The organism is Acinetobacter sp. N1-1, from assembly GCF_056711485.1.
In genome coordinates, this window is record NZ_JBWXUO010000012.1 from 1,641,418 (window position 1) to 1,663,192 (window position 21,775).

At 34.7% G+C, this 21,775-nt stretch carries 24 protein-coding genes and 1 pseudogene; 15 read left to right on the top strand and 10 right to left on the bottom strand.

The window, feature by feature from the left end; genetic code table 11:
- Window positions 1-99: 99 nt before the first annotated feature.
- A complete protein-coding gene (locus AC1MPL_RS08100) occupies window positions 100-987 on the top strand; it encodes a LysR family transcriptional regulator (RefSeq protein ID WP_479765312.1) in 888 nt (295 codons plus the stop codon).
- Window positions 988-1,031: 44 nt separating this feature from the next.
- Here the strand turns inward: AC1MPL_RS08100 and AC1MPL_RS08105 are convergent, their stop codons facing one another.
- Window positions 1,032-1,643: a superoxide dismutase gene (locus tag AC1MPL_RS08105; protein ID WP_479765314.1), complete on the bottom strand. Its 612-nt coding sequence runs from the start codon at window positions 1,641-1,643 to the stop codon at window positions 1,032-1,034.
- Between the two features lie 303 nt (window positions 1,644-1,946).
- Here AC1MPL_RS08105 and AC1MPL_RS08110 point away from each other — a divergent pair.
- The 3 genes and pseudogenes from AC1MPL_RS08110 to AC1MPL_RS08120 all read left to right on the top strand — a co-directional run.
- Window positions 1,947-2,462: pseudogene (locus AC1MPL_RS08110) on the top strand (SulP family inorganic anion transporter); the annotation flags it as partial.
- Between the two features lie 166 nt (window positions 2,463-2,628).
- Window positions 2,629-4,002, top strand: coding sequence for an ABC1 kinase family protein (locus tag AC1MPL_RS08115; protein WP_479765316.1), 1,374 nt, complete (start codon window positions 2,629-2,631; stop codon window positions 4,000-4,002).
- 288 nt (window positions 4,003-4,290) lie between these two features.
- The gene (locus tag AC1MPL_RS08120; protein ID WP_479765318.1) at window positions 4,291-5,580 is read left to right on the top strand and encodes a dicarboxylate/amino acid:cation symporter; all 1,290 of its coding nucleotides are present in this window, start codon (window positions 4,291-4,293) and stop codon (window positions 5,578-5,580) included.
- Window positions 5,581-5,626: 46 nt separating this feature from the next.
- Here AC1MPL_RS08120 and AC1MPL_RS08125 read toward each other — a convergent pair whose 3' ends face one another.
- From AC1MPL_RS08125 to AC1MPL_RS08135, 3 genes are all read right to left on the bottom strand, one after another.
- Window positions 5,627-6,118 (bottom strand): hypothetical protein, encoded by a 492-nt coding sequence (locus AC1MPL_RS08125; RefSeq protein WP_479765319.1) that lies wholly within the window; start codon window positions 6,116-6,118, stop codon window positions 5,627-5,629.
- Window positions 6,119-6,199: 81 nt separating this feature from the next.
- Window positions 6,200-7,594 carry a class II fumarate hydratase gene (gene fumC, locus AC1MPL_RS08130; protein WP_479765321.1) on the bottom strand — a complete coding sequence of 465 codons (1,395 nt, stop codon included), beginning with the start codon at window positions 7,592-7,594 and terminating at the stop codon, window positions 6,200-6,202.
- A gap of 83 nt (window positions 7,595-7,677) precedes the next feature.
- Complete coding sequence (locus AC1MPL_RS08135; RefSeq protein ID WP_479765322.1) at window positions 7,678-8,691, bottom strand: SDR family NAD(P)-dependent oxidoreductase; 1,014 nt, start codon at window positions 8,689-8,691, stop codon at window positions 7,678-7,680.
- A 736-nt stretch (window positions 8,692-9,427) separates the two neighbouring features.
- Here AC1MPL_RS08135 and tusD point away from each other — a divergent pair.
- From tusD to AC1MPL_RS08155, 4 genes are read left to right on the top strand one after another with little or no spacing between them, the layout of a single operon-like run.
- Entirely contained in the window at window positions 9,428-9,796 is a 369-nt protein-coding gene (tusD, locus tag AC1MPL_RS08140; protein ID WP_479765323.1) for a sulfurtransferase complex subunit TusD, read from the top strand.
- Window positions 9,797-9,831: 35 nt separating this feature from the next.
- A complete protein-coding gene (locus AC1MPL_RS08145; RefSeq protein WP_479765324.1) occupies window positions 9,832-10,182 on the top strand; it encodes a hypothetical protein in 351 nt (116 codons plus the stop codon).
- A gap of 5 nt (window positions 10,183-10,187) precedes the next feature.
- Window positions 10,188-10,469 (top strand): hypothetical protein, encoded by a 282-nt coding sequence (locus AC1MPL_RS08150; RefSeq protein ID WP_479765325.1) that lies wholly within the window; start codon window positions 10,188-10,190, stop codon window positions 10,467-10,469.
- A gap of 9 nt (window positions 10,470-10,478) precedes the next feature.
- Window positions 10,479-10,790, top strand: a complete 312-nt coding sequence (locus AC1MPL_RS08155; RefSeq protein WP_479765326.1) for a TusE/DsrC/DsvC family sulfur relay protein — start codon at window positions 10,479-10,481, stop codon at window positions 10,788-10,790.
- A gap of 2 nt (window positions 10,791-10,792) precedes the next feature.
- Here AC1MPL_RS08155 and AC1MPL_RS08160 read toward each other — a convergent pair whose 3' ends face one another.
- Complete coding sequence (locus AC1MPL_RS08160) at window positions 10,793-11,278, bottom strand: hypothetical protein (RefSeq protein WP_479765327.1); 486 nt, start codon at window positions 11,276-11,278, stop codon at window positions 10,793-10,795.
- Window positions 11,279-11,498: 220 nt separating this feature from the next.
- Here AC1MPL_RS08160 and AC1MPL_RS08165 point away from each other — a divergent pair, with 220 nt between their 5' ends.
- The 4 genes from AC1MPL_RS08165 to accC all read left to right on the top strand — a co-directional run bounded on the left by AC1MPL_RS08165 (window position 11,499) and on the right by accC (window position 15,451).
- The gene (locus AC1MPL_RS08165; RefSeq protein ID WP_479765329.1) at window positions 11,499-12,923 is read left to right on the top strand and encodes a coniferyl aldehyde dehydrogenase; all 1,425 of its coding nucleotides are present in this window, start codon (window positions 11,499-11,501) and stop codon (window positions 12,921-12,923) included.
- Between the two features lie 240 nt (window positions 12,924-13,163).
- Complete coding sequence (gene aroQ / locus AC1MPL_RS08170; protein ID WP_479765331.1) at window positions 13,164-13,613, top strand: type II 3-dehydroquinate dehydratase; 450 nt, start codon at window positions 13,164-13,166, stop codon at window positions 13,611-13,613.
- A gap of 23 nt (window positions 13,614-13,636) precedes the next feature.
- Window positions 13,637-14,062, top strand: coding sequence for an acetyl-CoA carboxylase biotin carboxyl carrier protein (gene accB / locus AC1MPL_RS08175; RefSeq protein WP_479765333.1), 426 nt, complete (start codon window positions 13,637-13,639; stop codon window positions 14,060-14,062).
- 15 nt (window positions 14,063-14,077) lie between these two features.
- Window positions 14,078-15,451, top strand: a complete 1,374-nt coding sequence (gene accC / locus AC1MPL_RS08180) for an acetyl-CoA carboxylase biotin carboxylase subunit (RefSeq protein WP_479765335.1) — start codon at window positions 14,078-14,080, stop codon at window positions 15,449-15,451.
- 32 nt (window positions 15,452-15,483) lie between these two features.
- Here accC and AC1MPL_RS08185 read toward each other — a convergent pair whose 3' ends face one another.
- The 3 genes from AC1MPL_RS08185 to prmB all read right to left on the bottom strand — a co-directional run bounded on the left by AC1MPL_RS08185 (window position 15,484) and on the right by prmB (window position 17,991).
- Window positions 15,484-15,723, bottom strand: coding sequence for a hypothetical protein (locus AC1MPL_RS08185; protein ID WP_479765337.1), 240 nt, complete (start codon window positions 15,721-15,723; stop codon window positions 15,484-15,486).
- Window positions 15,724-15,882: 159 nt separating this feature from the next.
- The gene (gene aroC / locus AC1MPL_RS08190) at window positions 15,883-16,968 is read right to left on the bottom strand and encodes a chorismate synthase (protein WP_479765339.1); all 1,086 of its coding nucleotides are present in this window, start codon (window positions 16,966-16,968) and stop codon (window positions 15,883-15,885) included.
- Window positions 16,969-16,980: 12 nt separating this feature from the next.
- Window positions 16,981-17,991, bottom strand: coding sequence for a 50S ribosomal protein L3 N(5)-glutamine methyltransferase (gene prmB, locus AC1MPL_RS08195; RefSeq protein WP_479765340.1), 1,011 nt, complete (start codon window positions 17,989-17,991; stop codon window positions 16,981-16,983).
- Between the two features lie 216 nt (window positions 17,992-18,207).
- Here prmB and AC1MPL_RS08200 point away from each other — a divergent pair, with 216 nt between their 5' ends.
- Window positions 18,208-18,639 carry an OsmC family protein gene (locus AC1MPL_RS08200; protein ID WP_479765342.1) on the top strand — a complete coding sequence of 144 codons (432 nt, stop codon included), beginning with the start codon at window positions 18,208-18,210 and terminating at the stop codon, window positions 18,637-18,639.
- Between the two features lie 30 nt (window positions 18,640-18,669).
- Here the strand turns inward: AC1MPL_RS08200 and AC1MPL_RS08205 are convergent, their stop codons facing one another.
- On the bottom strand, window positions 18,670-18,984 hold the full coding sequence (locus tag AC1MPL_RS08205; RefSeq protein WP_479765344.1) for a hypothetical protein: 315 nt from the start codon (window positions 18,982-18,984) through the stop codon (window positions 18,670-18,672).
- 140 nt (window positions 18,985-19,124) lie between these two features.
- Between AC1MPL_RS08205 and AC1MPL_RS08210 the strand changes: the two genes are divergently transcribed.
- Window positions 19,125-19,550: an HD domain-containing protein gene (locus tag AC1MPL_RS08210; RefSeq protein WP_479765346.1), complete on the top strand. Its 426-nt coding sequence runs from the start codon at window positions 19,125-19,127 to the stop codon at window positions 19,548-19,550.
- A 67-nt stretch (window positions 19,551-19,617) separates the two neighbouring features.
- The gene (locus AC1MPL_RS08215) at window positions 19,618-20,532 is read left to right on the top strand and encodes a LysR substrate-binding domain-containing protein (protein ID WP_479765347.1); all 915 of its coding nucleotides are present in this window, start codon (window positions 19,618-19,620) and stop codon (window positions 20,530-20,532) included.
- On the opposite strand, the gene AC1MPL_RS08220 is transcribed toward AC1MPL_RS08215, so the two are convergent.
- On the bottom strand, window positions 20,525-21,775 hold the full coding sequence (locus AC1MPL_RS08220) for an AGE family epimerase/isomerase (protein ID WP_479765348.1): 1,251 nt from the start codon (window positions 21,773-21,775) through the stop codon (window positions 20,525-20,527). The two genes, AC1MPL_RS08215 and AC1MPL_RS08220, sit on opposite strands and share 8 nt — an antisense overlap.

Below are 21,775 nucleotides of genomic sequence, written 5' to 3' on the forward strand. Positions count from 1 at the left end.
ATTCTAATTGAACATACTTATAGACTACATGATTTATATAATGAAAAATTATTCTATTTTGGCATAATAATAAATATAAGAATGATAGAGTTCTATGACATGGTTTCACTTAAATTACTAAAGTGCTTTACTACACTTGTGGAAACAAAGAGTTTTACACGTACTGCTGAACAGCTTCATATTACACAACCAACGGTGAGTAAAAATATTTATCAACTTGAAAATGAGCTTGATGTGACGTTGTTGGTTAAAGCAGAGTTGGCTAAGAAAAGAACCATTCACCTTACAGAAATTGGTCAACGTATTTATGAACATGCAATAAAGATTTTAAATAATCAAAATGACTTACTCATAGATATTCAGAACTATAGAGATTTAAAGGTTGGAGTGCTGCGTATGGGTGTTCCTCCGCTCGGGGCACAACTATTGACATCAACACTATTTGATTTTCATAAAAAATGGTCAAATATCGAATTGTCATTTTTAGAAGTAGGATCAAAAGGAATAGAAAAAGCACTTTTAAGTAACCAACTTGATGTAGGTGTATTGCTTGAGCCAATTAATGACGAACAATTCTATAAAATGGAAATATGTAATTATCCATTGATGGTTGTTGTTAGAAAAGATTCTGAATGGGCAAAGAAAGAAGTTATTGCATTAGATGAATTAAAATATCAGTCCTTTCTTTTATTTCAAGATAATTTTTCTTTAAATGGTCGCATACTAGATGCATGCAAAATACACAATTTTGTACCCAACATTGTATGTAAAAGTAGTCAATGGAATTTATTAACAGATATGGTATTCGCACGTATGGGAATTACACTACTCCCAAAATACTATACAGATATGTTAGATAAACGGTTCTCTGCTATTCCATTACAATCCCCCAATATTGAATGGCATTTAGTGATGGCATGGCGTAAAGATATTCTACCTTCACCCGCCGTAAATGCGTGGCTTGAAAGTATGAGAAAAAATATCTAAAAATAGAGGGCAAAATTTTGCCCTCTATTTTATGGTGAAATAAATTATGCCATCGCATCTTTATAGCGTTTTGCAACTTCATCCCAATTTACAACATTATAAAAAGCAGCAATATATTCAGGGCGACGGTTTTGGTATTTTAAATAGTATGCATGCTCCCATACATCTAAACCTAAAATTGGTGTATTTCCATGCATCAATGGAGAGTCTTGGTTACCACTACTTTCGACAATTAATTTTTTTTCTGGTGTAACACTTAACCAAGCCCAACCACTACCAAATCGAGTGAGTGCAGCTTTAGTAAATTTTTCTTTAAATTCTTCAAAGCTACCTATATCACTTTCAATTGCTTTTTCTAAATCACCAGTAGGTTCACCACCACCCTGTGGACTCATTACTGTCCAAAATAAAGAATGATTGGCATGACCACCGCCGTTATTAACAACAACATTCTTTAGTGATTCAGGAACTTCGTTTACTTTAGAAACAAGATCTTCTACGCTTAGCTTTTCCCATTCTGTTCCTTCAATTGCAGCATTGATATTATTAATATAAGTTTGGTGATGCTTTGTATGATGAATTTCCATAGTTTGTGCATCAAGATTTGGTTCAAGTGCATCATACGCATACGGTAATTTAGGTAATGTATATGCCATTTTTACATCCTTGAATATAAATAATAATTAATATCAATAACATTACGATATTTTTTATATAAAGACAATCCATTCTAAAGTGAAATATTTATACTTTTCTGTAATTCTAAATTACATTTAAAGAAATTAGATGATCTGATGCCTAAAAATCATGTTATGATAATTTCGCACCTTATATTCGATCGCTTATCAGAAGTGGGTCAAAATTACCTTATAACCGCTCGGTTAAAATCAAATTACTTAAATGATGAATATGCTAATAGTAAACATACTATTGGTACAGTTTCTATTACGGGTTTTTATATGCTTGCAAACTATAAGAAAGAATGGTTCTCCAATATTCGAGGAGATGTACTAGCTGGCTTAGTTGTTGGTTTAGCTCTTATTCCTGAAGCAATCGCTTTTTCAATTATTGCTGGTGTCGATCCAAGTGTTGGGCTATATGCCTCTTTTTCTATGGCTGTAGTTATTGCCTTTATGGGTGGTAGACCTGCAATGATTTCTGCTGCAACTGGTGCTATGGCATTATTAATGGTGACATTAGTTAAAGAGCATGGATTACAGTATTTATTCGCAACAACGATTCTTACAGGTATTTTTCAGATTATTATTGGAAAGATTAAACTTGCTAAGCTGATGAGATTTGTTTCTAAATCTGTTGTTATTGGGTTCGTAAATGCTCTCGCAATTCTAATTTTTTCTGCACAGCTACCTGAACTGACTCATGTACCTTATTTGGTTTATGGGCTTGTTGCATTAGGTCTTGCCATTATTTATCTTTTCCCGAAAGTTCCTAACATTGGTAGCCTATTACCATCTAAATTTTAATAAAAATATGCTTAGGCTATTTTTATTGTAATAGAAGTTTAACTGAGGTTTTTTAATACGGATATATCATACTTTTTCCGATACAATATAAGAAAGTAGATATGTACTGATATATCCGTAAATTTAAATCAGTACACCCAACTAAAGGATTTTCGCTATGTCTGATCAAAAAGATATATTAAAAAACTTAAAAACATCTTCTATTGATCGACGATTATCTATCGCAAAGGCATCATTTCTTGCAGGGACACGTTGGGCAACATCAAATGCAACTTCTTTCTTTTCAAGTGAAGAAGAAAAGGAAAAAAAGAGAAAACAAGTTTTACGAGAACAAGCAAGGTATCTTGTTTCTGAAATCGGAAAACTAAAAGGCTCTATTGTAAAAATTGGTCAAATGATGGCACTCTATGGTGAGCACTTCTTACCTCGTGAAGTTACCGAAGAATTAAATACGCTAAATAACCAAACAATTGCACTCGATTGGGATTCTATCTATCCCCATTTAAAAAATGAGCTTGGCTCAAAAATTTTAGATTTAGAAATTGATCCAAATCCAATTGGTACAGCCTCCCTTGCCCAAGTGCATCGTGCAAAAAGAAAGTCTGATAATTTAGATATTGTACTTAAAATACAGTATCCTGGTGTAGCTAGTGCTATTGATTCTGATATGAATTTATTTAAGCAAATGCTTAAACTTACTCACCTACTTCCACAAACACGTGAATTTGATCAATGGTTTGAAGAAGTACGTGAGATGATGCATCGTGAAGTAGACTATCATTTAGAAGCAGAAACGACTAAACGGTTTGCTTATTATTTAAAAGATGATAATCGTTATGTTGTACCAAAAATTATTGATGACTATTGTTCTAGTCAAGTCTTATGCATGACATATGAAAGTGGAATCTCTGTAAATAGTCCTGATGTATTAACATTATCTCAAGAAAGACGTAACTTAATTGGTGAATCTGCCTTAGAAATAGCAGTTAATGAATTATTTGTTTGGGGAGAAATGCAAACTGACCCTAATTTTGGTAATTATTTAGTCAGATTAGCAGAAAAAAGTGATGAACAAGATCAGATAGTACTTTTAGATTTTGGTGCAATTCGTCAGTTTGATAAGAATCTTTTATCTGTTGCACATGATTTAATTTTAGCGGGTTACGATCATGATTTAGATAAAATGGTTCTTGCAATGCGTGGCTACTCTTTCTTTGAACAGATACCTACAAATATTAAACCTGATATGGCGAAAGTATTTTTAATTGCGACAGAACCTTTTAGCTCTTTAAAAAATAATCCAGATATTCCTGAAGGAATAATGGATGAAGAAGATAGATATGACTGGAAGTTAAGTCATCTACATAATAGAGTAATGCAACGAGCAAGTAAGTCTATGGCCTCTCGTTATTTTAGCATCCCCCCTAAAGAGTTTATGTTTATTAGCCGTAAGTTTATTGGTGCATATACTTTTATGACAGTTATAGATGCTAAAACAAACCTTAGAAAGATGATTTCTCGTTTAAATTAGCTTGTTTAGCCTAGATTTTCTAGGCTTTTTTATGTTTTTAAATAAAATACTTAGGCTATTTATTAATTTCGACTAAAGTATAACAGCACAATTTAGCAAACTTTAACTTATCAATTAAACTATATAACTAACTGTTTTTAATATAATAAATAAATAAATTATTTATGTAATCTATTTTTCCTCTTTTATCCATTTATTTTTTAAATGACGAACATTTCGACTTGTAATAGTTTTTTAAGTAAAATTACCTTTAAGTTATTTTATGTTTCTAAAACATTAGGATTAATAATGGATGTTCATCCTCATACACCAAGTAAAAAGCCTAAATTTTACCAAATATTATATGTACAAGTAATTTTTGCAATTACGCTCGGCATTCTATTGGGTCATTTCTACCCTGCTATTGGGGAAAGTTTTAAACCTTTAGGCGATGCGTTTATCAATATTGTCAAAATGATTATTGCTCCTGTTATTTTCTTAACTGTTGTTACAGGAATTGCGGGTATGAATAATATGGGTAGTGTTGGACGTGTCACAGGTAAAGCGATGCTTTACTTTGTGACATTTTCTACTCTTGCCTTATTTATAGGTATGATTGTAGCGAACGTAATTCAACCAGGTCATGGACTAAATATCGATCCATCTTCTTTACAAGGCGATAAAGTCGCTCAATATGTAGAAAAAGCACATGATTCTACAGTTGTCGGCTTTTTAATGGGCATCATTCCAAAAACATTAATTAGCCCACTTGTTGGTGGTGATATTTTACAAGTTCTTGTTGTTGCAGTACTTTTCGGAATTGCACTTGCATCAACTAGCAAGCAATCGCAACCTATTATCGATTTTTTGAACACACTTACCGTACCCATTTTCAAACTGGTTGGTATGTTAATGAAACTCGCACCTATTGGTGCCTTTGGTGCAATGGCATTTACAATTGGTAAATACGGCGTTGGCTCTATTGGTAATTTAGCATTACTTATTGCCACCTTCTATATTACATCTATTCTATTTGTCGTTATTATTTTAGGTGCAGTTGCGAAATATAATGGTTTTTCTATTATTGACCTTGTTCGTTATATTAAAGATGAACTATGGTTAGTCCTTGGTACAAGTTCTTCTGAAGCAGCTTTACCAAACCTTATGAAGAAAATGGAAAAAGCAGGTTGTGAAAAATCTATCGTTGGTCTTGTTATTCCTACAGGTTATTCATTCAACCTTGATGGTACAAACATTTATATGACTATGGCAGCATTATTCATTGCTCAAGCATGTAATATAGACCTAAGCATTGGTCAGCAACTCACATTATTATTTGTTGCCATGATTAGTTCTAAAGGTGCAGCTGGAGTTACTGGTGCTGGCTTTATTACACTTGCTGCAACACTCTCTGTTGTTCCTGATGTACCTGTTGCAGGTATGGCTTTAATTTTAGGTATAGACCGCTTTATGTCTGAGTGCCGTGCAATCACTAATATTATTGGTAATGCATGCGCAACGATCGTTGTTGCGCGTTGGGACAATGCTTTAGACAAAGAAACATGTGATCGTGTTTTAAAGCAACACCACGCTGATTAATTAAAAACCGAAAATAAAAAACCGCCTAAACGGCGGTTTTTTATTTTTACAAAGTTGCATTTAATACTTTCTGAGATAGATAATCCTTCCATAAGCCATGCAATGTTGGTAAGTAAAACTTTTCACCAATTTCAACTAAATCAGCATCAATCAAAGCATGTAAACTTTGCAAAAACAAATAATCAAGTTCAACTGTTTTTAGTTGTGGATGTTTTTTACTATATTCCTGACGCTTAGCTTTTGCAGTTTTAACAATTTTATCTGCATAAGTTCGATCTTTAAACTGTGCAAGTGCAGTTAAGCGTAGTTCAACAATCCCCCAACCACGTACGAATAATTGAAATATCTTAAAGTCTTTTTGATTAGACTCCCATTTCATTTTCTCTAAATCATTATCTTCAGGTAAGACAGGTAACAATAGTTCCATTACACAAGGAAAAATTTTCTTAAAATTTAATATAAATTTGACAGGATGATCACCAGGATAATCTTGAAATTGAACATGTTGTTTTTCATCTGTTAAATATATATCAAGCATAAATTGATCATCAGCAATTAAGAATTGTTACTATTGTAAAACATAAGCAAGATGATTCAAAACTACTGATGACCTTAATGCTTATTTCACATTCGGTGAAACCATATTTTCAGGTTTAACAACTTGATCAAATTGCTCTTCCGTAACTAGATTTAATTCAACAGCAACTTGTTTAAGTGTTTTTCCCTCCCTATAGGCAGTCTTTGCCACTTTTGCTGCATTTTCATAACCAATAACAGGATTAAGTGCCGTAACCAACATTAAAGAATTCTGCAAGAAGTATTCTATTTTATCGTGATTTGGTTCTATACCCACAGCACAGTTATCATTAAAGCTACGGCATGCATCACCTAATAGACGAATTGATTGTACAAGATTAAAAGCAATGACAGGCATAAATACATTTAGCTCAAAATTACCCGATGCACCTGCAATATTAATGGTTGTATCATTACCTAATACTTGTGCAACAACCATAGTCATCGCTTCACTCTGTGTAGGATTCACTTTACCAGGCATAATACTTGAGCCAGGCTCATTTTCAGGAATGCAAATTTCACCAAAACCACAGCGGGGTCCACTTGCTAGCCAGCGAATATCATTAGCAATTTTATTTAAGCTGACGGCGAGCGTCTTTAATGCACCTGAAGCGAAAACAGCAGCATCTCTACCTGCAAGAGCTTCAAATTTATTCGGTGCTGTCACAAAGGGTAACCCTGTGAGCTTAGCTAACTGTGCAGCAGATTGCTCTGCATAGTCAGGATGTGCATTTAACCCTGTTCCTACAGCCGTCCCCCCCAAAGGAAGCTCATATAATCCAGCTAAAGCCTGATCTAAACGAACAAGTGCATGATCAAGTTGTGATACATACCCACTAAACTCTTGCCCAAGTGTTAACGGCGTAGCATCTTGTAAATGTGTTCTACCAATCTTAACAATACTATTAAACGCTTCTGACTTCTTCGCCAATGTATTTCTTAATGCTTTAACAGCAGGAATAAGCAGTTCATTAATATGCAAACTTGCCGCAACATGAATTGCAGTTGGAAAAGAGTCATTGGTAGACTGCGCACGATTTACATGGTCATTAGGATGAATCGGTTTTTGTGAACCTAATGGGTTACCTAACTTCTGATTCGCAATATTGGCAATAACTTCATTGCAGTTCATATTACTTTGAGTACCTGAACCCGTTTGCCAAACGACTAAAGGAAACTGCTCATCCCATTTTCCACCTATTACTTCTTCAGCAGCCCCTACAATATGTTCGGCAAGCTCTGATGGAATTTGGTTTAAAGATGCATTTGTAAGAGCTGCTGCTTTTTTTACAAGTCCCATACCACGAATCATTATTCTTGGGAGATGCTCTTGCCCTATTTTAAAGTTTTGTAAACTTCTCTGCGTTTGTGCCCCCCAAAGAGCTTGTTCTGGAACTTCAACATCACCCATTGTGTCATGTTCTATACGCACAGCCATTACTTCCTCACTATTTACTTATATCCATACTGTTATTTCATAATAATCAACTCACGCCAAATAGTAAATAATAACTATTTACATTAACATGTATAAAAATTCCACTGATGATAGATCATATCATCCAAATCATATTGCGTATGCCAATCTAACATCGTTTTTGCTTTTTGAGAGTTTGCACCAAGCTGTGCAATACCATGATCAGAATATAGATTTAAGTCAGGCTGATGAGAAATAACAGGAATTTTAGTTTGAATAATTTTTTCAGCGGTATGGATCAAATCGAAAATACTATGTGTTTTATCATGTGCAATATTTAACGTTTCCAATATATGATAATCCGTATTAGGGGTTAACCATTTTATAGATTTAGAAATCGCCTGACATACATCTAATATATGTATAAAACTACGTTCATCTGAATAATCATTTGTGGTGTTGTTTAAATATAAATCAATATGGCTTCTTTCATGCTTTGCCGTTTGCATCATAAATCCAAAAATACTCTTAGGGACTGTAGCAATAAACTCACCCACATAGCCATCTTCAAAGGCACCTGCTACATTTGATACTCTAAGTAGTATTATTTTCCATTCAGCATCAGTCGCAACAACATCCCTTAATATCTGTTCTATCATCTGCTGCGATTTAATATATGGATTTGTTGTTTCATAATTAAATGTAGTTTTCTCAAATAAGTTTAACTCTGATTGACCATAAACCATTAGACTAGAAATGCAAATTAGCTTTCGTATACCCGCTCGTTGCATTGCACGAACTAAACTAATTAACGAACTAAGGTTATTATTATAATACTCTATAGGTTTCAGATAAGATTCAGCAATAGACTTAAAGCCTGCACAGTGCACAACCAATTCAATTGAATATTGTTCGATAAATTTATTTAATGCTGGTGTGTTTCTTAAATCACCATCAAAAAATGGAATGTATCTGCCTGCAAGATACTGTAATCTATCTAACATATGCACATTACTATTTACTAAATTATCGACTAAAACAACTTCTTTACCCTGTTTTATTAAATACAATGCAAGGTGAGAACCTATAAAACCAAGACCACCAGTAATTAAAATCATTATTTGGATACTCCTTATTATAATCAATTACTTATGATTATTTGGCACTATAGTAAAAATTAAGATAAAACTAGTCCAAATATACCTAGTAGATCAGGTTTAATATTCGCATATTAAATGAATGGGTTTTAGTCATTTTAGTTATACTTTTGGTTATTAAAAATAAGAAAGGAAAAGCTTCTCGCTTTTCCTTTTATAAATACTAAAAATTGTTTTACTTATTTATGATGATAAGTTTTTAATCATTAGAGGCTTCAATCGCCAATGATTACCATATCTAGTATCTAAATTCCGCTTAATGCACTGCAAACATTGCTTAAAGGTTTCTTTAGTAAAGACAGTGACATTCTGCCCTGTAGTCATACACATGCAAATATCATGCTGGTCAAGCTCTTTTGTATCTATAGATAAGAAACTTTTCTTAGCTACATTATGATTAAAGTCACTCGCGAGAACTACTTGAACAATAAATTTATTACTATTCATTTGATATCTTCTTTATTATTTTATTGTTTAAATGTTAAATACATATAACATAATCAACTTAATTTTTAAATGATAATGAATAGGTTTTTAATAAAAAGTTATTCTATGGGTATTTTTTAATCGCCATAATTTATATGAAAACAACTTATTTTTCTTAATCTCAAATATGTTTCATTTATTTATTATAATTGTATACTGATATTTTACTAAAGTGCTTAATGCACAAGTCTGACAAACGGCCTAACTATTTATGAGCACCCTCATTTTAATGACATCCTCACCATCTTCGATAATGGCATGGCATGCACTAGGACTTGCACAAGCTTTTAAAAAAGAGGATACGCCTTTTAGTGTGTTTTTTTATCAAGATGCTGTATATATTGCGAATGCATTAATTTGGCTTCCAGATGATCAACGCAATCTCACACATGAATGGCAGAAACTGAATATTCGCCTTCCTGTTTGTGTTAGTGCAGCGCTTAATAGAGGAATTACAGATCAAGATAATGCAATACGTCATCAGCTTACACACAACAACCTTGCAGAATCATTTGAGCTTGTTGGCCTTGGGGAACTAGCAGATGCTATCGAATCAAGTGATCATGTTATACAGTTCTAATTTATTTTTAGTTCGCTAATTTTTAAAAGATATTTATGAAGAAAATACTCATCATTTTAACACAAGCAAACGTAACTGATTTGAAAACCAATGAAAGTTTATCCATTGCAATGGTTTTAGCTACTTTTGGTAGTCATGTAACTGTTGTATTCAAAGATGGAGCTCTTTCCCTACTACAAGATGACTTACATTTTCATAAGCAAGAAAACTCTTTTAAATTTGGATCAAATATGAGGGAAAGTTTTGAATTTTATGATATAGACCCTATTTACATTCAAGAAAAAGACAAAGATCACCCATTCGTTCAACAAACATCACAAAATCTGGATTATATTGAGCTAAATTCAGAATTTTTGAAAAAATTTCACCATGTCTTATACTGGTAGTTTATATGCAAAGAGTCTATTTAATACAAAGCGATTATCTAAAAACGCAGATACACCTATCTTCTTTAGCCCAAATTGCAGATCAAAGCGACCCTATTTTACTCATGGGAGATGCTGCTTTGCATTATAACTCACCTTCACTTCAAGTATTTGAAAATATATATATTCTTCCAGCAGAAAAACTGTTAGTAAACTCAAAAACATTACCTTTAAACTTAAAATTTATCGATTATAAACAATTTGCTAAAATTGTATTACAAAGTACACAGTGTATACGTTTAAATTAGAGAAATTTCATGTATTTAGAACTCGATCAAGATGGTCATTTGATTAATTACACAGATTGGAATGAAACAATTGCACAGCAATTAGCAGATAGTTTAAATATTCAACTTAACGAATGGCATTTTAAAATATTAAACGGCGTACGCGCATTCCATCAACAATTTGGTTATTCACCTTCAACCAGACCTTTAATTAAGTTTTTAATTAAAACCGTAGATAGTCAAATTACAAATACTCAACTCCAACAAGCATTTAATACAGGTTTAGTGGCACGCCAGCTTAGTCGAATTGCAGGTGTACCTAAACCTGCAAATTGTCTTTGAATTTAAGGAAGAATACGCTTTAAATTTGCAAAACAATGATCGCCATCGGCAGATGTACAGAACTGAATACTATTTTGATCTTTCCAATGAATATAATATTGAGAAACATCTGCATTCATCTCAGTTCTATGCCCTGAACAATCAGGTTGATTATTATCAAATTGCATTTGAATTGCTAATGCACCTGACTTGATGTCATTATCGGGCGATGGTTGGTATTCATATACCCCTGTTGCCCACTCAGCAGAACTATTTATAACAAGCTGATTCATAGTTTTAAAATTATAAAATTCCGTACATTTTTTATTATTTGGAACTTCCATCCCCCATAAGCCATAGATAACAGGACGAGTAACTATCGTAATATCATCTGTTGCGTTTGTATTATCAACAGGTGAAAGCTTACTTTTGGCTATTGGAGCTGAGTTTGCAGCAAAGATGATTGTCGAGCTTATAAGCAATAGACTTGCTGTGAATAATTGCTTCATATGCGCCTTTTATTAAGTATTTATAAAACTTTATTCAAATTAACACAAAAACATAAAAATCTAACGAATAAGACAATACTTTTTGTTCTATTTTCTTTTCTACTACCCAATCCCCCTTCTAAATAACTAGAGAGTGCAACTTAATATAACAGAACAAACAATACATGATTATTTTTATACGCTAAAATAAACTATTGCTTTATGATGATAAGAGACTAGAGTGCCCACACCTGATTATACGAATAACAATTTAAAAGCAGATGCTTTAAATGCTATATTTAAACAACAGCAAGTCGCTTACCAAAATGAAACATATCCCACGTATGATACACGTAAACAGCGGCTAGCTCAGCTTTATAAAATTATTCTAAATAATCAGGAAAAAATAGCCGATGCTATTTGTAAGGACTTTTCAAACCGAAGTCATGATGAAACACGGCTCGTAGAAATTATTCCAAGCCTTTCAGCAATTAAATATTGTTTGAAACATCTTAAAAAATGGATAAAACCTGACTATCGTGATATTTCTGTCATCTTTCAGCCTGCTAAAGCTTATGTCATTGCACAGCCACTCGGTGTCATTGGCATTATGGTTCCTTGGAATTACCCTTTATTCCTTGCCATTGGCCCACTCTGCCAAGCCATTGCCGCAGGCAACCGTGTCATGCTAAAAATGAGTGAGTTCACGCCAAATTTTTCTTTATTTTTTCAGAAACTTATTCAAGATAATTTTCCAATAGATCTCATTTCTATTACTCTAGGCAACGCTAATATTGCAAAGCAGTTTTCTACACTTCCGTTTAACCATTTACTCTTTACAGGTTCGACAAATGTAGGGAAACAAGTCATGCAGGCTGCCGCTAATAACCTAACACCTGTAACACTGGAACTTGGAGGAAAATCACCTGCGCTTATTGCACAAGATGCAGATCTATTCGAAAGCGCACAGCGTATTGCTTTTGGAAAAAGTGTTAACGCTGGACAAACCTGTGTTGCACCCGACTACGTGCTTATACCCGAAGCACGACAAGATGACTTTATTCATTCCTATTTTACGGCGCTTAGAGGCTTCTACCCAAGTATAAAAAACAATAATGACTATACAGCTATTATTAACGACTCTCAGCTCTCTCGTCTTCGATCTTATTTGCAAGAAGCTGAAGAATATGGCGCAAAAGTACATTATTTATCCAATGAAAAAGATGGGCGAAAATTGCCACATTGCGTAATTACACATACAAATGCTTCACTTAAAATATGCCAAGAAGAAATATTTGGCCCTATTCTTCCTATTATTACCTATGAAACCTTAGATCAAGCCATTCAATATATCAATGAACGCCCAAGACCACTTGCTTTATATTACTTCGGATATAAAGCTGAAGAGCAACAAAAAGTCCTTTTAAACACGCACAGTGGTGGTGTCTGCATTAATGAAACAATTATACATGTTGGACAAGAAGACTTACCTTTTGGTGGTGTAGGACTTTCTGGTATGGGGAATTATCATGGCCATGAGGGCTTTAAAACCTTTAGCCATGCTAAAGCTGTATTTGCTAGACCTAAATTAAGTTTCATGAAACTGGTTTATCCACCTTATGGAAAATGGCTACAAAAAACTTTATTAAGAATGTTTATAAAGTAAAGCCCATAAAAAGTCATTTTTTATCGATACTTGTTCAAAAACATCAAATAATCTGCAAAAAATGGCACTTTTTAACATTGTCAATTGAAGCAAAAATTTACAAGATATACGCACTTTTTGACTATGCAAGTTTGCAATTTTTTATAAAATTTCATATAAATTGTAGGTTTTGCTCTCATAATAGAGTAACTTTGCAGATATCTTGCAAAAACTTAGTGTCTTTTCATCGGAGCAAGTTACATGACTTTTAATATTTTGGTTATTCATGGACCGAACTTAAATTTGTTAGGAAAGCGAGAACCCGAAGTATACGGTCATCAAACACTCAATGACATTAATCAGAACTTGGTAAAACATGCAAAAGAAAATGACTGTGCTTTAGAGGTATTTCAAAGCAATACCGAAGGTGAAATTATTAACCGCATTCACCAAGCATACGCAGAAAATATTCAATTTATTATTATCAATCCAGCAGCATTCACACATACTTCAATCGCTATACGTGATGCATTTCTCGGTGTAAATATTCCATTTATTGAAGTGCACTTGTCAAATGTCCATGCCCGCGAAACATTCAGACATCACTCTTATCTTAGCGATAAAGCACAAGGTGTTATTTGTGGACTCGGTGCTTATGGCTATCAAGCTGCACTTAATTATGCTCTTCGTACCCTTCAATCTTCTCATTAATTTTCATAAGGAATATTAATACTATGGATATTCGTAAAATCAAGAAACTTATTGATTTAATGATCGAATCTGATCTTCAAGGTATTGAAGTTAAAGAAGGCGATCAATCAATTGCGTTGACTCGCCGTAATCCTGAGCCTGTTGCTATTGCTTCAATGCCTGCTGCTCCTGCAAGCCCATCAGCTGCTCCTGTTGCTGCAAAAACATCACGTGGTAGCGTAGAAACCGCACCAATGGTTGGTGTGTTTTACTCAGCAGCAAGCCCTGGTGAAGCACCTTTTGTACAAGTTGGTCAAACCATTTCAGCGGGTGAAACTTTAGGTATCATCGAAGCAATGAAGATTATGAACCCAATTGAGGCAACTCAAAGCGGTGTCATTGAAGAAATCCTTGTGAAAAATGGCGAAGTTATTGAATTCGGTCAACCATTATTCCGTTACCGCGCATAAGCACGGAGTGTCATAATGTTGCAAAAAGTATTAATTGCAAACCGTGGTGAAATTGCTCTACGCATTACACGTGCTTGTAAAACACTTGGAATAAAAACTGTAGGCGTTTATTCCAATGCAGATAAAGATCTCATGCATTTACGCTTCGTCGATGAAGCGGTTTGTATTGGCCCAGGTGCAACGAGTGAAAGTTACTTAAACATTCCTGCACTACTTACAGCAGCTGAAGTTACAGGTGCCGACGCTATCCATCCAGGTTACGGCTTTTTATCTGAAAATGCCGAATTTGCAGAAATGGTAGAAAGCTCAGGATATATATTCATTGGCCCTCGCCCTGAACATATTCGCCTAATGGGTAACAAAGTTTCAGCAATTACGGCAATGCGTAAAGCTGGCGTACCTACTGTACCAGGTTCACAACATGCAGTTACTCCTGCAAATGCAAAAGAAGAAGCTGCAAAAATTGGCTTCCCGCTTATTGTAAAAGCAGCTTCTGGTGGTGGTGGTCGTGGTATGCGTATTGTAGAGCGTATAGATACACTGTTAGAGTCTGTACAAGCTGCACAGCGTGATGCTGAAATGTGGTTTGGTGATGATACAGTGTATATGGAACGCTTTTTACAAAAGCCGCGCCATGTAGAGGTACAAGTACTTGCAGATGGTAATGGTAAAGCAATTCATTTATATGACCGTGATTGCTCACTACAACGCCGTCACCAAAAAGTTTTAGAAGAAGCACCTGCGCCTGGACTTCCAGAACAAGCGCGTGCAGATATCTTAAAAGCTTGTGTGAATGCGTGTGAACTCATGCAATACCGTGGTGCAGGAACATTTGAATTTTTATTTGAAGATGGCGAGTTCTTCTTCATTGAAATGAATACACGTGTTCAAGTTGAGCACCCTGTAACAGAAATGGTAACTGGTGTAGATATTATCGAACAACAGTTACGTGTTGCTGCAGGACTTGGTTTAAGCATTCAACAAGATGATGTTGAAGTTAAAGGTCATGCAATCGAATGTCGTATCAATGCCGAAGACCCAACAACATTTATGCCTTCTCCAGGTAAAATTGAAACATTCTATGCACCGGGCGGTGCTGGTATCCGCTTAGACTCTCATATCTATCCAGGATACAGCATTCCACCATATTATGACTCAATGATTGCAAAACTCATTTCACATGGTAAAGATCGTGCAACATCCATTGCTCGTATGCGCCAAGCACTCGATGAAATGATTTTGACAGGTGTAAAAACAAATATCCCTCTTCATAAAGATTTGATCTTAAAAGATGAAGCTTTTTGTGAGGATGCTATGGATATTCACTATCTTGAAAAACATCTTTTGAAGCAATTAGAAGCACCCGTATCAGATAAAAAATCTGATTAAAGTGAAAAAGAAGTGGCTTGCCACTTCTTTTTTTATGCAACAACAGCAACCATTTTTATAACTATCTGTTGAAACTCCTCAATATCATCATCTAAAGTTTTTTTACGGCTAAGTTCTTTAGAAAGTACTTTAAATTTATGATTCTGATGTTCGATAATATCTGGTATATGATCAAAATAATCCGCTGACTCATTCAGTTCAACTTCAGGTAATTGGCTACCTAGTTGATATTCCTTACTTTTGAGTACAATATACTTCACGATTGTTTTCATTTATAACTCCAAGTTTTTAAGGCACTTTATTTTTATATTTAACAGTTTTTCCCATCAAAGAAAACATTATTTTTTCTTATTTGCTTAATATTTATTAATTCAGCCAAACGGTAAGAAAAATAAAAGCCTCATTTGAGGCTTTTATTCACACAATATAGATTAAATAGGTTCAAATGGTGCAATCACATCCGCATTCTGCGCACGATGACGTAAAAAATGATCCATAAGAACAATCGCCATCATTGCTTCAGCAATAGGAGTTGCACGGACACCAACACAAGGATCATGACGCCCTTTTGTTAAAACATCCGTATCTTCTCTTTGTAAATTAATTGTTTTACCTTCAGTGGTAATACTTGCTGTTGGTTTTAAAGCAATTGCTGCACGAATCTTCTGCCCAGAAGAAATACCTCCAAGTATTCCACCTGCATGATTTGCTAAGAAACCACTTGATGTTAGTTCATCACGACTTTCATGACCAAACTGCCCTGCAACCGCAAAACCATCCCCAATTTCAACACCTTTTACAGCATTAATACTCATTAATGCATGTGCCAAATCTGCGTCTAAACGATCAAAAACAGGCTCACCCCAACCAACAGGTACATTTTCAGCAATCACTTCAAGTTTAGCACCACAACTTGTACCTTGTTCACGTAAAGATGTTACTAATTTCTCAAATCTTGGAACAGCATTAACATCACCACAAAAAAATGGATTATTTTCAACTTCAGACCAATCTAACTGATGAGCAAGCTCATTTCCTATTTGAGTAACATGACCTCGAATAACGATATTAAACTTTTCAGCTAAATACTTCTTGGCAATAGCACCTGCAGCAACACGCATTGCAGTTTCACGCGCACTTGAACGCCCACCGCCACGGTAGTCTCTAAAACCATACTTTTGTGTGTAGGTATAATCTGCATGACCCGGTCTAAACGTTTGCGCAATATTGCCATAATCTTTTGATTTTTGGTCAGTATTTTCAATAAGCAAGCCAATAGATGTGCCTGTCGTCTTACCCTCAAAAACACCTGAAATAATTTTCACTTGATCAGGTTCTTTACGCTGTGTTGCAAACTTTGAAGTACCAGGTTTACGGCGATCTAAGTCCTTTTGTAAATCTGCTTCAGATAAAGTAATACCAGGAGGTACGCCATCGACTATGGCCATTAAACCTAAACCATGTGACTCACCACAGGTGGTTACACGAAATAACTGTCCTATTGAATTTCCAGCCATTACTACTTTCCTTTAAATTCCTACAGCATCCTGAAAAATTTTCTTATAACGGCGACATTGATCAGCAGTTAATGCAAAAATACCAGAACCGCCTTTTTGAAATTCTAACCAATGAAAGTCTACTGTATTAAAGTTTTGGCGCATTGCCCACTCAGAATTACCAACCTCAATCACAATAAGCCCATCTTCTGTAAGATAGTCAGCTGCTTCTGCTAACATCTTACGTACCAAGTCTAAACCATCTTGCCCAGCAGCGAGTGCTAGCTCAGGCTCATATAAAAACTCTTCAGGTAAATCCGCCATATCTTCAGCATCAACATAAGGTGGATTTGTAACAATTAAATCATATTGGTTTTCAGCAGGAATTTTACTAAATAAATCCGACTCTAATAGTGCAACTTGATACTGCATATTGTGATGTTCAACGTTTAATGCTGCAACTTCAAGTGCATCTCTCGAGATATCCGTTGCATCAACATCTGCTTCAGGATATGCATATGCTAAAGCAATTGCAATACAACCCGAACCAGTACACATATCTAAAATACGCTGTGGTTTTTTTGGCGTGTCTGACGTCGGTAGTGCATTTAACGCTTCACGCATATTACCTGTTTCATCTAAACAATAAGGTGCAAAACGCTGATTAATTAATTCTGCAATTGGTGAACGAGGAATAAGTACTCTTCCATCTACATAAAATGGTTTATTACAAAAGTAAGCCAGATTAAGCAAATATGATGTTGGAATACGATCATTAATACGGCGTGCAAGTAACTCTAAAAATTGTGCTTTTTCACTTGGTAAAAGTTTTGCATCTAGAATTTCGTTATTTGCTTCCCAATCTAATGCCAATGTTTGCAATACTAAAGCAGAGCTTTCTGCAAAAAAATCTTCTGTACCTTGACCTAAGTGCGCATCGTATTGACGTAAAGCTGTTACACCAAAACGGATGAAATCTCGAATTGTTGTTAAATTTTCAGCAGCTTCTGTTAAGTTTTCAGGAAGAATAGTCAATCGCTCCACGCATTACTCCAAGTAATCATTATTAAGGCTATATCTTGCATTTTAGCCTGTTTTCACATTATTGATAATGCCTAAATCATCAATAAATCAAGATTAAAGCCTATAGATAAAGATAAACAAATTAAAACAAAAACAAAACTGGCTTATCACATGCCAAACCATCCAAAATGGTAGATTATATTTTCACCTCAACACAAACAACTAAGGACAATAAAAATGGTTGATATTATTAAAAAAGGTTCTGCACATTGGGAAGGATCAATCAAAGAAGGTAAAGGTACAGTATCTACTGAAAGTGGTGCACTTTCTCAGCAACCTTATGGTTTCAATACACGCTTTGAAGATAAAGTAGGAACAAACCCTGAAGAAATTATTGGTGCTGCACATTCAGCATGCTTCTCAATGGCACTTTCGTTACAGCTTGGAGAAGCAGGTTTTACAGCAGATGCAATTGATACAGAAGCTGCCGTAACTTTATCTAAAGATGAAAAAGGCTTTTTTATTCGACAAGTACACCTGACAAGTCATGTTAAAGTGAAAGACCTTGATGATGAAACCTTCCAAAAAATTGCAACGGCAACGAAAGAAGGCTGTCCTGTTTCAAGACTATTCAATGCAGAAATTTTATTAGATGCAAAACTGGTTTAATCATTAGCAAATGTAGCGAGCATCCGTTCGCTACATTACAAAACCAACATAACGGTTATAATGTGCTACCCCTAAAGGCATTTTATAGATTGTTAAACTACAATGTGCTGTTGTTATAGCATCAAATACATTGAGTGATTGATCATGAATTTCATCTACACTAGACTGCATTTCATCTTCAAAAAAATCAGCAACATATTCAAAACCTAAATCTAGCGCTATAAATGCTGTATGCTCACAAGGCTGAATATACTGTTCTTCTGACCAGTTCAACGCAATATGGTTACATATAGGACAAAACACATTTTCTGTTGCGCTGTCTAATTCCTTTAATTTAAAGTTCATTTCTCATCTAATTAAACACTTTGTAAAATATTGTAAGATATTTTCATGGTCACTGCATTGCAATTTTCATGTATGAGGTATAGATTCTACGCATTAAACCTTAAACCCTATTCATCAAATTCGTTTTTAAAGGATACCCAATGGCCAATCTAGAAAAAGCCATTGCTTTGGCAACAAAGAAACATGCAGGGCAAACAGACAAAGCAGGACAAGCCTATATTCTTCATCCTCTTCGTATTATGTTAAAAATGAAAGATGATGATCAAAGAATTGTGGCTGTCTTACACGATGTACTTGAAGATACAGATACTACAGTTGTTGATCTAATCTCTCTAGGTTTTGCACCTCATATTATTGATGCTGTTCTTGCACTCACCAAAAAAAATAATGAAAGTCGAATAGAGGCTGCTTTTCGTACTGTAAAAAATACGATTGCACGTGAAGTTAAGTTAGCAGATATTGCTGATAATATGGATTTAACTCGTATAAAAAACCCTACACTTCGAGATAAAAAACGCTTACAAGAATATCAAAAAGTACAGGAGATATTACTTGCAGGAGTATAGATATTGTATTTAATACCTAGAACATTTATCGTTCTTATATTGTTAAAATATTAAAAAGGCCTACCCCATGTTGAGCGATTTAGACGACTTTTATTGTTTTGCTTTAGTCGTCGAACACGGTGGTTTTAGTGCAGCAGAGCGTGCTACAGACATTCCAAAATCCAAACTTAGTCGCCGTGTTCATAACCTTGAAGAAAATCTAGGTGTTCGCTTAATTCAAAGAAGCTCACGACAATTTACCGTGACTGAAATTGGTTTAAACGTCTACCACCATGCTCAAACAATGCTCAATGCAGCGCAAGCAGCACACGACATGGTAGATCATCTTAGTGTTAAACCAAGAGGTATTGTACGTGTCAGTGTACCTGTTTCTATTGCACAAAATGCATTTTCAAAAATTTTGCCTCAATTTCTCAAGCAATATCCTGAAATTCGCTTACAAATGATAGTAAGTAATCGTCGTGTAGATATTATTAATGAAAATATTGATGTTGCACTACGTGTGCGTGCTAACATAGATGATGATCCGAATTTAATTGCCCGACAACTTTCAAGAGAAGAATTACATTTATTTGCTAGCCAAGCATATTTAAACGAGTTTGGAAATATAAAAAATCCTGAAGAGCTAAGCCAACATAGAATTTTAAGTATGTCAGATGAACATACAGATCAACACATGATACTTTATAATGATCAACAAATTCCTGTTAAAATTAAAGTAAACCCAATAGTTATGGCTTCAGATCTGCTTATGTTACGTGAGCTTACAAGACAAGGATCTGGAATTTCTTTATTACCAAACTCAATTACTCAAGAATTTGTTAAAAGTGGTGAGCTAGTACGTTTACTATGTGATTGGAAGGTTCATCATGGTATTTTACATGCAGTGTATGCCTCACGTAGAGGCATGCTTCCTGCTGTTCGCGTATTTATAGACTATCTCGTTGAGAGTCTAAGCGAAGAAAATATTCAATCTATTTAATTTTTACAGGCTGAAGTTGCTGTAGTAATACTTGGTCGAGTAGCATTGGTAATTTAAGCGTCATAAGAAATGCATGATATAAATCTGGCTTTCCATTCCAAATTAAATTGGAAATGTTATTACGCTTATCTAAATCTTGAAACCAACTTCCATGTTTTTCATCAACTAAAGTATGATGAATATAGCCTATAATTTTTCGATAATAGACCTCATATTTTTCATCATTTAACCGTTTCATGAGTGTTGCTGAAGCAACTGCTGCTTCGGCATGTACCCAGTGCAACCGCTCTTTTACTACAGGTTCGCTTTTCCAGTCATACGTATAAATAATTCCACGATGTGGCTTCTCTTGCCAACCATTTTTCCATGCTGTATCAAAAAGTCCCTGAGCATCTTCAAGTAACCAATTAGGTACATCAAGCTCCATAGCATGAAGACCTTGTTCTAAATTAATAAGCAAATGACACCATTCAAAACCATGTCCTGGTGTCACACCATAAGGCCTAAAATCATCAATAAGTTTATCTTTATTAAACTCATAATTTGGTTTCCATTTTTCATCAAAATGCTCAACTACGCTATAATCATGATTCTTTGCATGTTCATGAATAATTCTTTCTACAATCGCAAGTGACTTTTTAAGCCAATTTGAATCTTGCGTTGTAATTGCAAGTTGCATAAACATTTCTAAAGAATGCATATTACAATTTGCACCACGATAGTTTTCTAGATCAGACCAATCTGGTGCATAGCTTTCTAAAACACAATTTTCAGCTTCTGACCAAAAATATTCATTAAAAATATTTACTGCTTTATCAAAAAGCGCATCTGCACCTGCAATATTTGCTTGTTTTGCGCTATTTGCAGCCAATAAAACAAATGCATGCAAATATGACTTTTTACGATCATTAGGACTCTCATCAGCTAAAGACGAAAGCCATCCACCATGCTTATGGTCAAATAAATGTTCATTTAGACTTTTCACCCCCCACTCAGCAAGCTCTACACTTCCAGCATAACCTCGAATCGCAGCAAGTGAATAACAATAAGTGAATCTTGCCGTATTCAGCGTATTTGGGCGTTGATGTAATGGTAAACCATAACGGTCTAAATCAACAAACCCACCATATTGACACTGTGCATCCTGATAAAAATCAAGTAAATTCAGTGTCTGCATCTTTAACCAATCAATATGTGCAGTTTGATTTAACCAGCTATGCCTTACTTTCGTCAGTAGTTTCAT

Bases quoted from the DNA above. Each gene is read 5' to 3' on its own strand.
- accB (WP_479765333.1), top strand. From the start codon at position 13,637: ATGGATATTCGTAAAATCAAGAAACTTATTGATTTAATGATCGAATCT.
- tusD (WP_479765323.1), top strand. From the start codon at position 9,428: ATGAGCACCCTCATTTTAATGACATCCTCACCATCTTCGATAATGGCA.
- AC1MPL_RS08115 (WP_479765316.1), top strand. From the start codon at position 2,629: ATGTCTGATCAAAAAGATATATTAAAAAACTTAAAAACATCTTCTATT.
- AC1MPL_RS08220 (WP_479765348.1), bottom strand. From the start codon at position 21,775: ATGAAACTACTGACGAAAGTAAGGCATAGCTGGTTAAATCAAACTGCA.
- AC1MPL_RS08125 (WP_479765319.1), bottom strand. From the start codon at position 6,118: ATGCTTGATATATATTTAACAGATGAAAAACAACATGTTCAATTTCAA.
- AC1MPL_RS08210 (WP_479765346.1), top strand. From the start codon at position 19,125: ATGGCCAATCTAGAAAAAGCCATTGCTTTGGCAACAAAGAAACATGCA.
- AC1MPL_RS08150 (WP_479765325.1), top strand. From the start codon at position 10,188: ATGCAAAGAGTCTATTTAATACAAAGCGATTATCTAAAAACGCAGATA.
- accC (WP_479765335.1), top strand. From the start codon at position 14,078: ATGTTGCAAAAAGTATTAATTGCAAACCGTGGTGAAATTGCTCTACGC.
- AC1MPL_RS08160 (WP_479765327.1), bottom strand. From the start codon at position 11,278: ATGAAGCAATTATTCACAGCAAGTCTATTGCTTATAAGCTCGACAATC.
- aroQ (WP_479765331.1), top strand. From the start codon at position 13,164: ATGACTTTTAATATTTTGGTTATTCATGGACCGAACTTAAATTTGTTA.
- AC1MPL_RS08215 (WP_479765347.1), top strand. From the start codon at position 19,618: ATGTTGAGCGATTTAGACGACTTTTATTGTTTTGCTTTAGTCGTCGAA.
- AC1MPL_RS08185 (WP_479765337.1), bottom strand. From the start codon at position 15,723: ATGAAAACAATCGTGAAGTATATTGTACTCAAAAGTAAGGAATATCAA.
- AC1MPL_RS08135 (WP_479765322.1), bottom strand. From the start codon at position 8,691: ATGATTTTAATTACTGGTGGTCTTGGTTTTATAGGTTCTCACCTTGCA.
- AC1MPL_RS08205 (WP_479765344.1), bottom strand. From the start codon at position 18,984: ATGAACTTTAAATTAAAGGAATTAGACAGCGCAACAGAAAATGTGTTT.
- AC1MPL_RS08155 (WP_479765326.1), top strand. From the start codon at position 10,479: ATGTATTTAGAACTCGATCAAGATGGTCATTTGATTAATTACACAGAT.
- AC1MPL_RS08120 (WP_479765318.1), top strand. From the start codon at position 4,291: ATGGATGTTCATCCTCATACACCAAGTAAAAAGCCTAAATTTTACCAA.
- AC1MPL_RS08145 (WP_479765324.1), top strand. From the start codon at position 9,832: ATGAAGAAAATACTCATCATTTTAACACAAGCAAACGTAACTGATTTG.
- AC1MPL_RS08200 (WP_479765342.1), top strand. From the start codon at position 18,208: ATGGTTGATATTATTAAAAAAGGTTCTGCACATTGGGAAGGATCAATC.
- AC1MPL_RS08105 (WP_479765314.1), bottom strand. From the start codon at position 1,643: ATGGCATATACATTACCTAAATTACCGTATGCGTATGATGCACTTGAA.
- fumC (WP_479765321.1), bottom strand. From the start codon at position 7,594: ATGGCTGTGCGTATAGAACATGACACAATGGGTGATGTTGAAGTTCCA.
- AC1MPL_RS08100 (WP_479765312.1), top strand. From the start codon at position 100: ATGGTTTCACTTAAATTACTAAAGTGCTTTACTACACTTGTGGAAACA.
- aroC (WP_479765339.1), bottom strand. From the start codon at position 16,968: ATGGCTGGAAATTCAATAGGACAGTTATTTCGTGTAACCACCTGTGGT.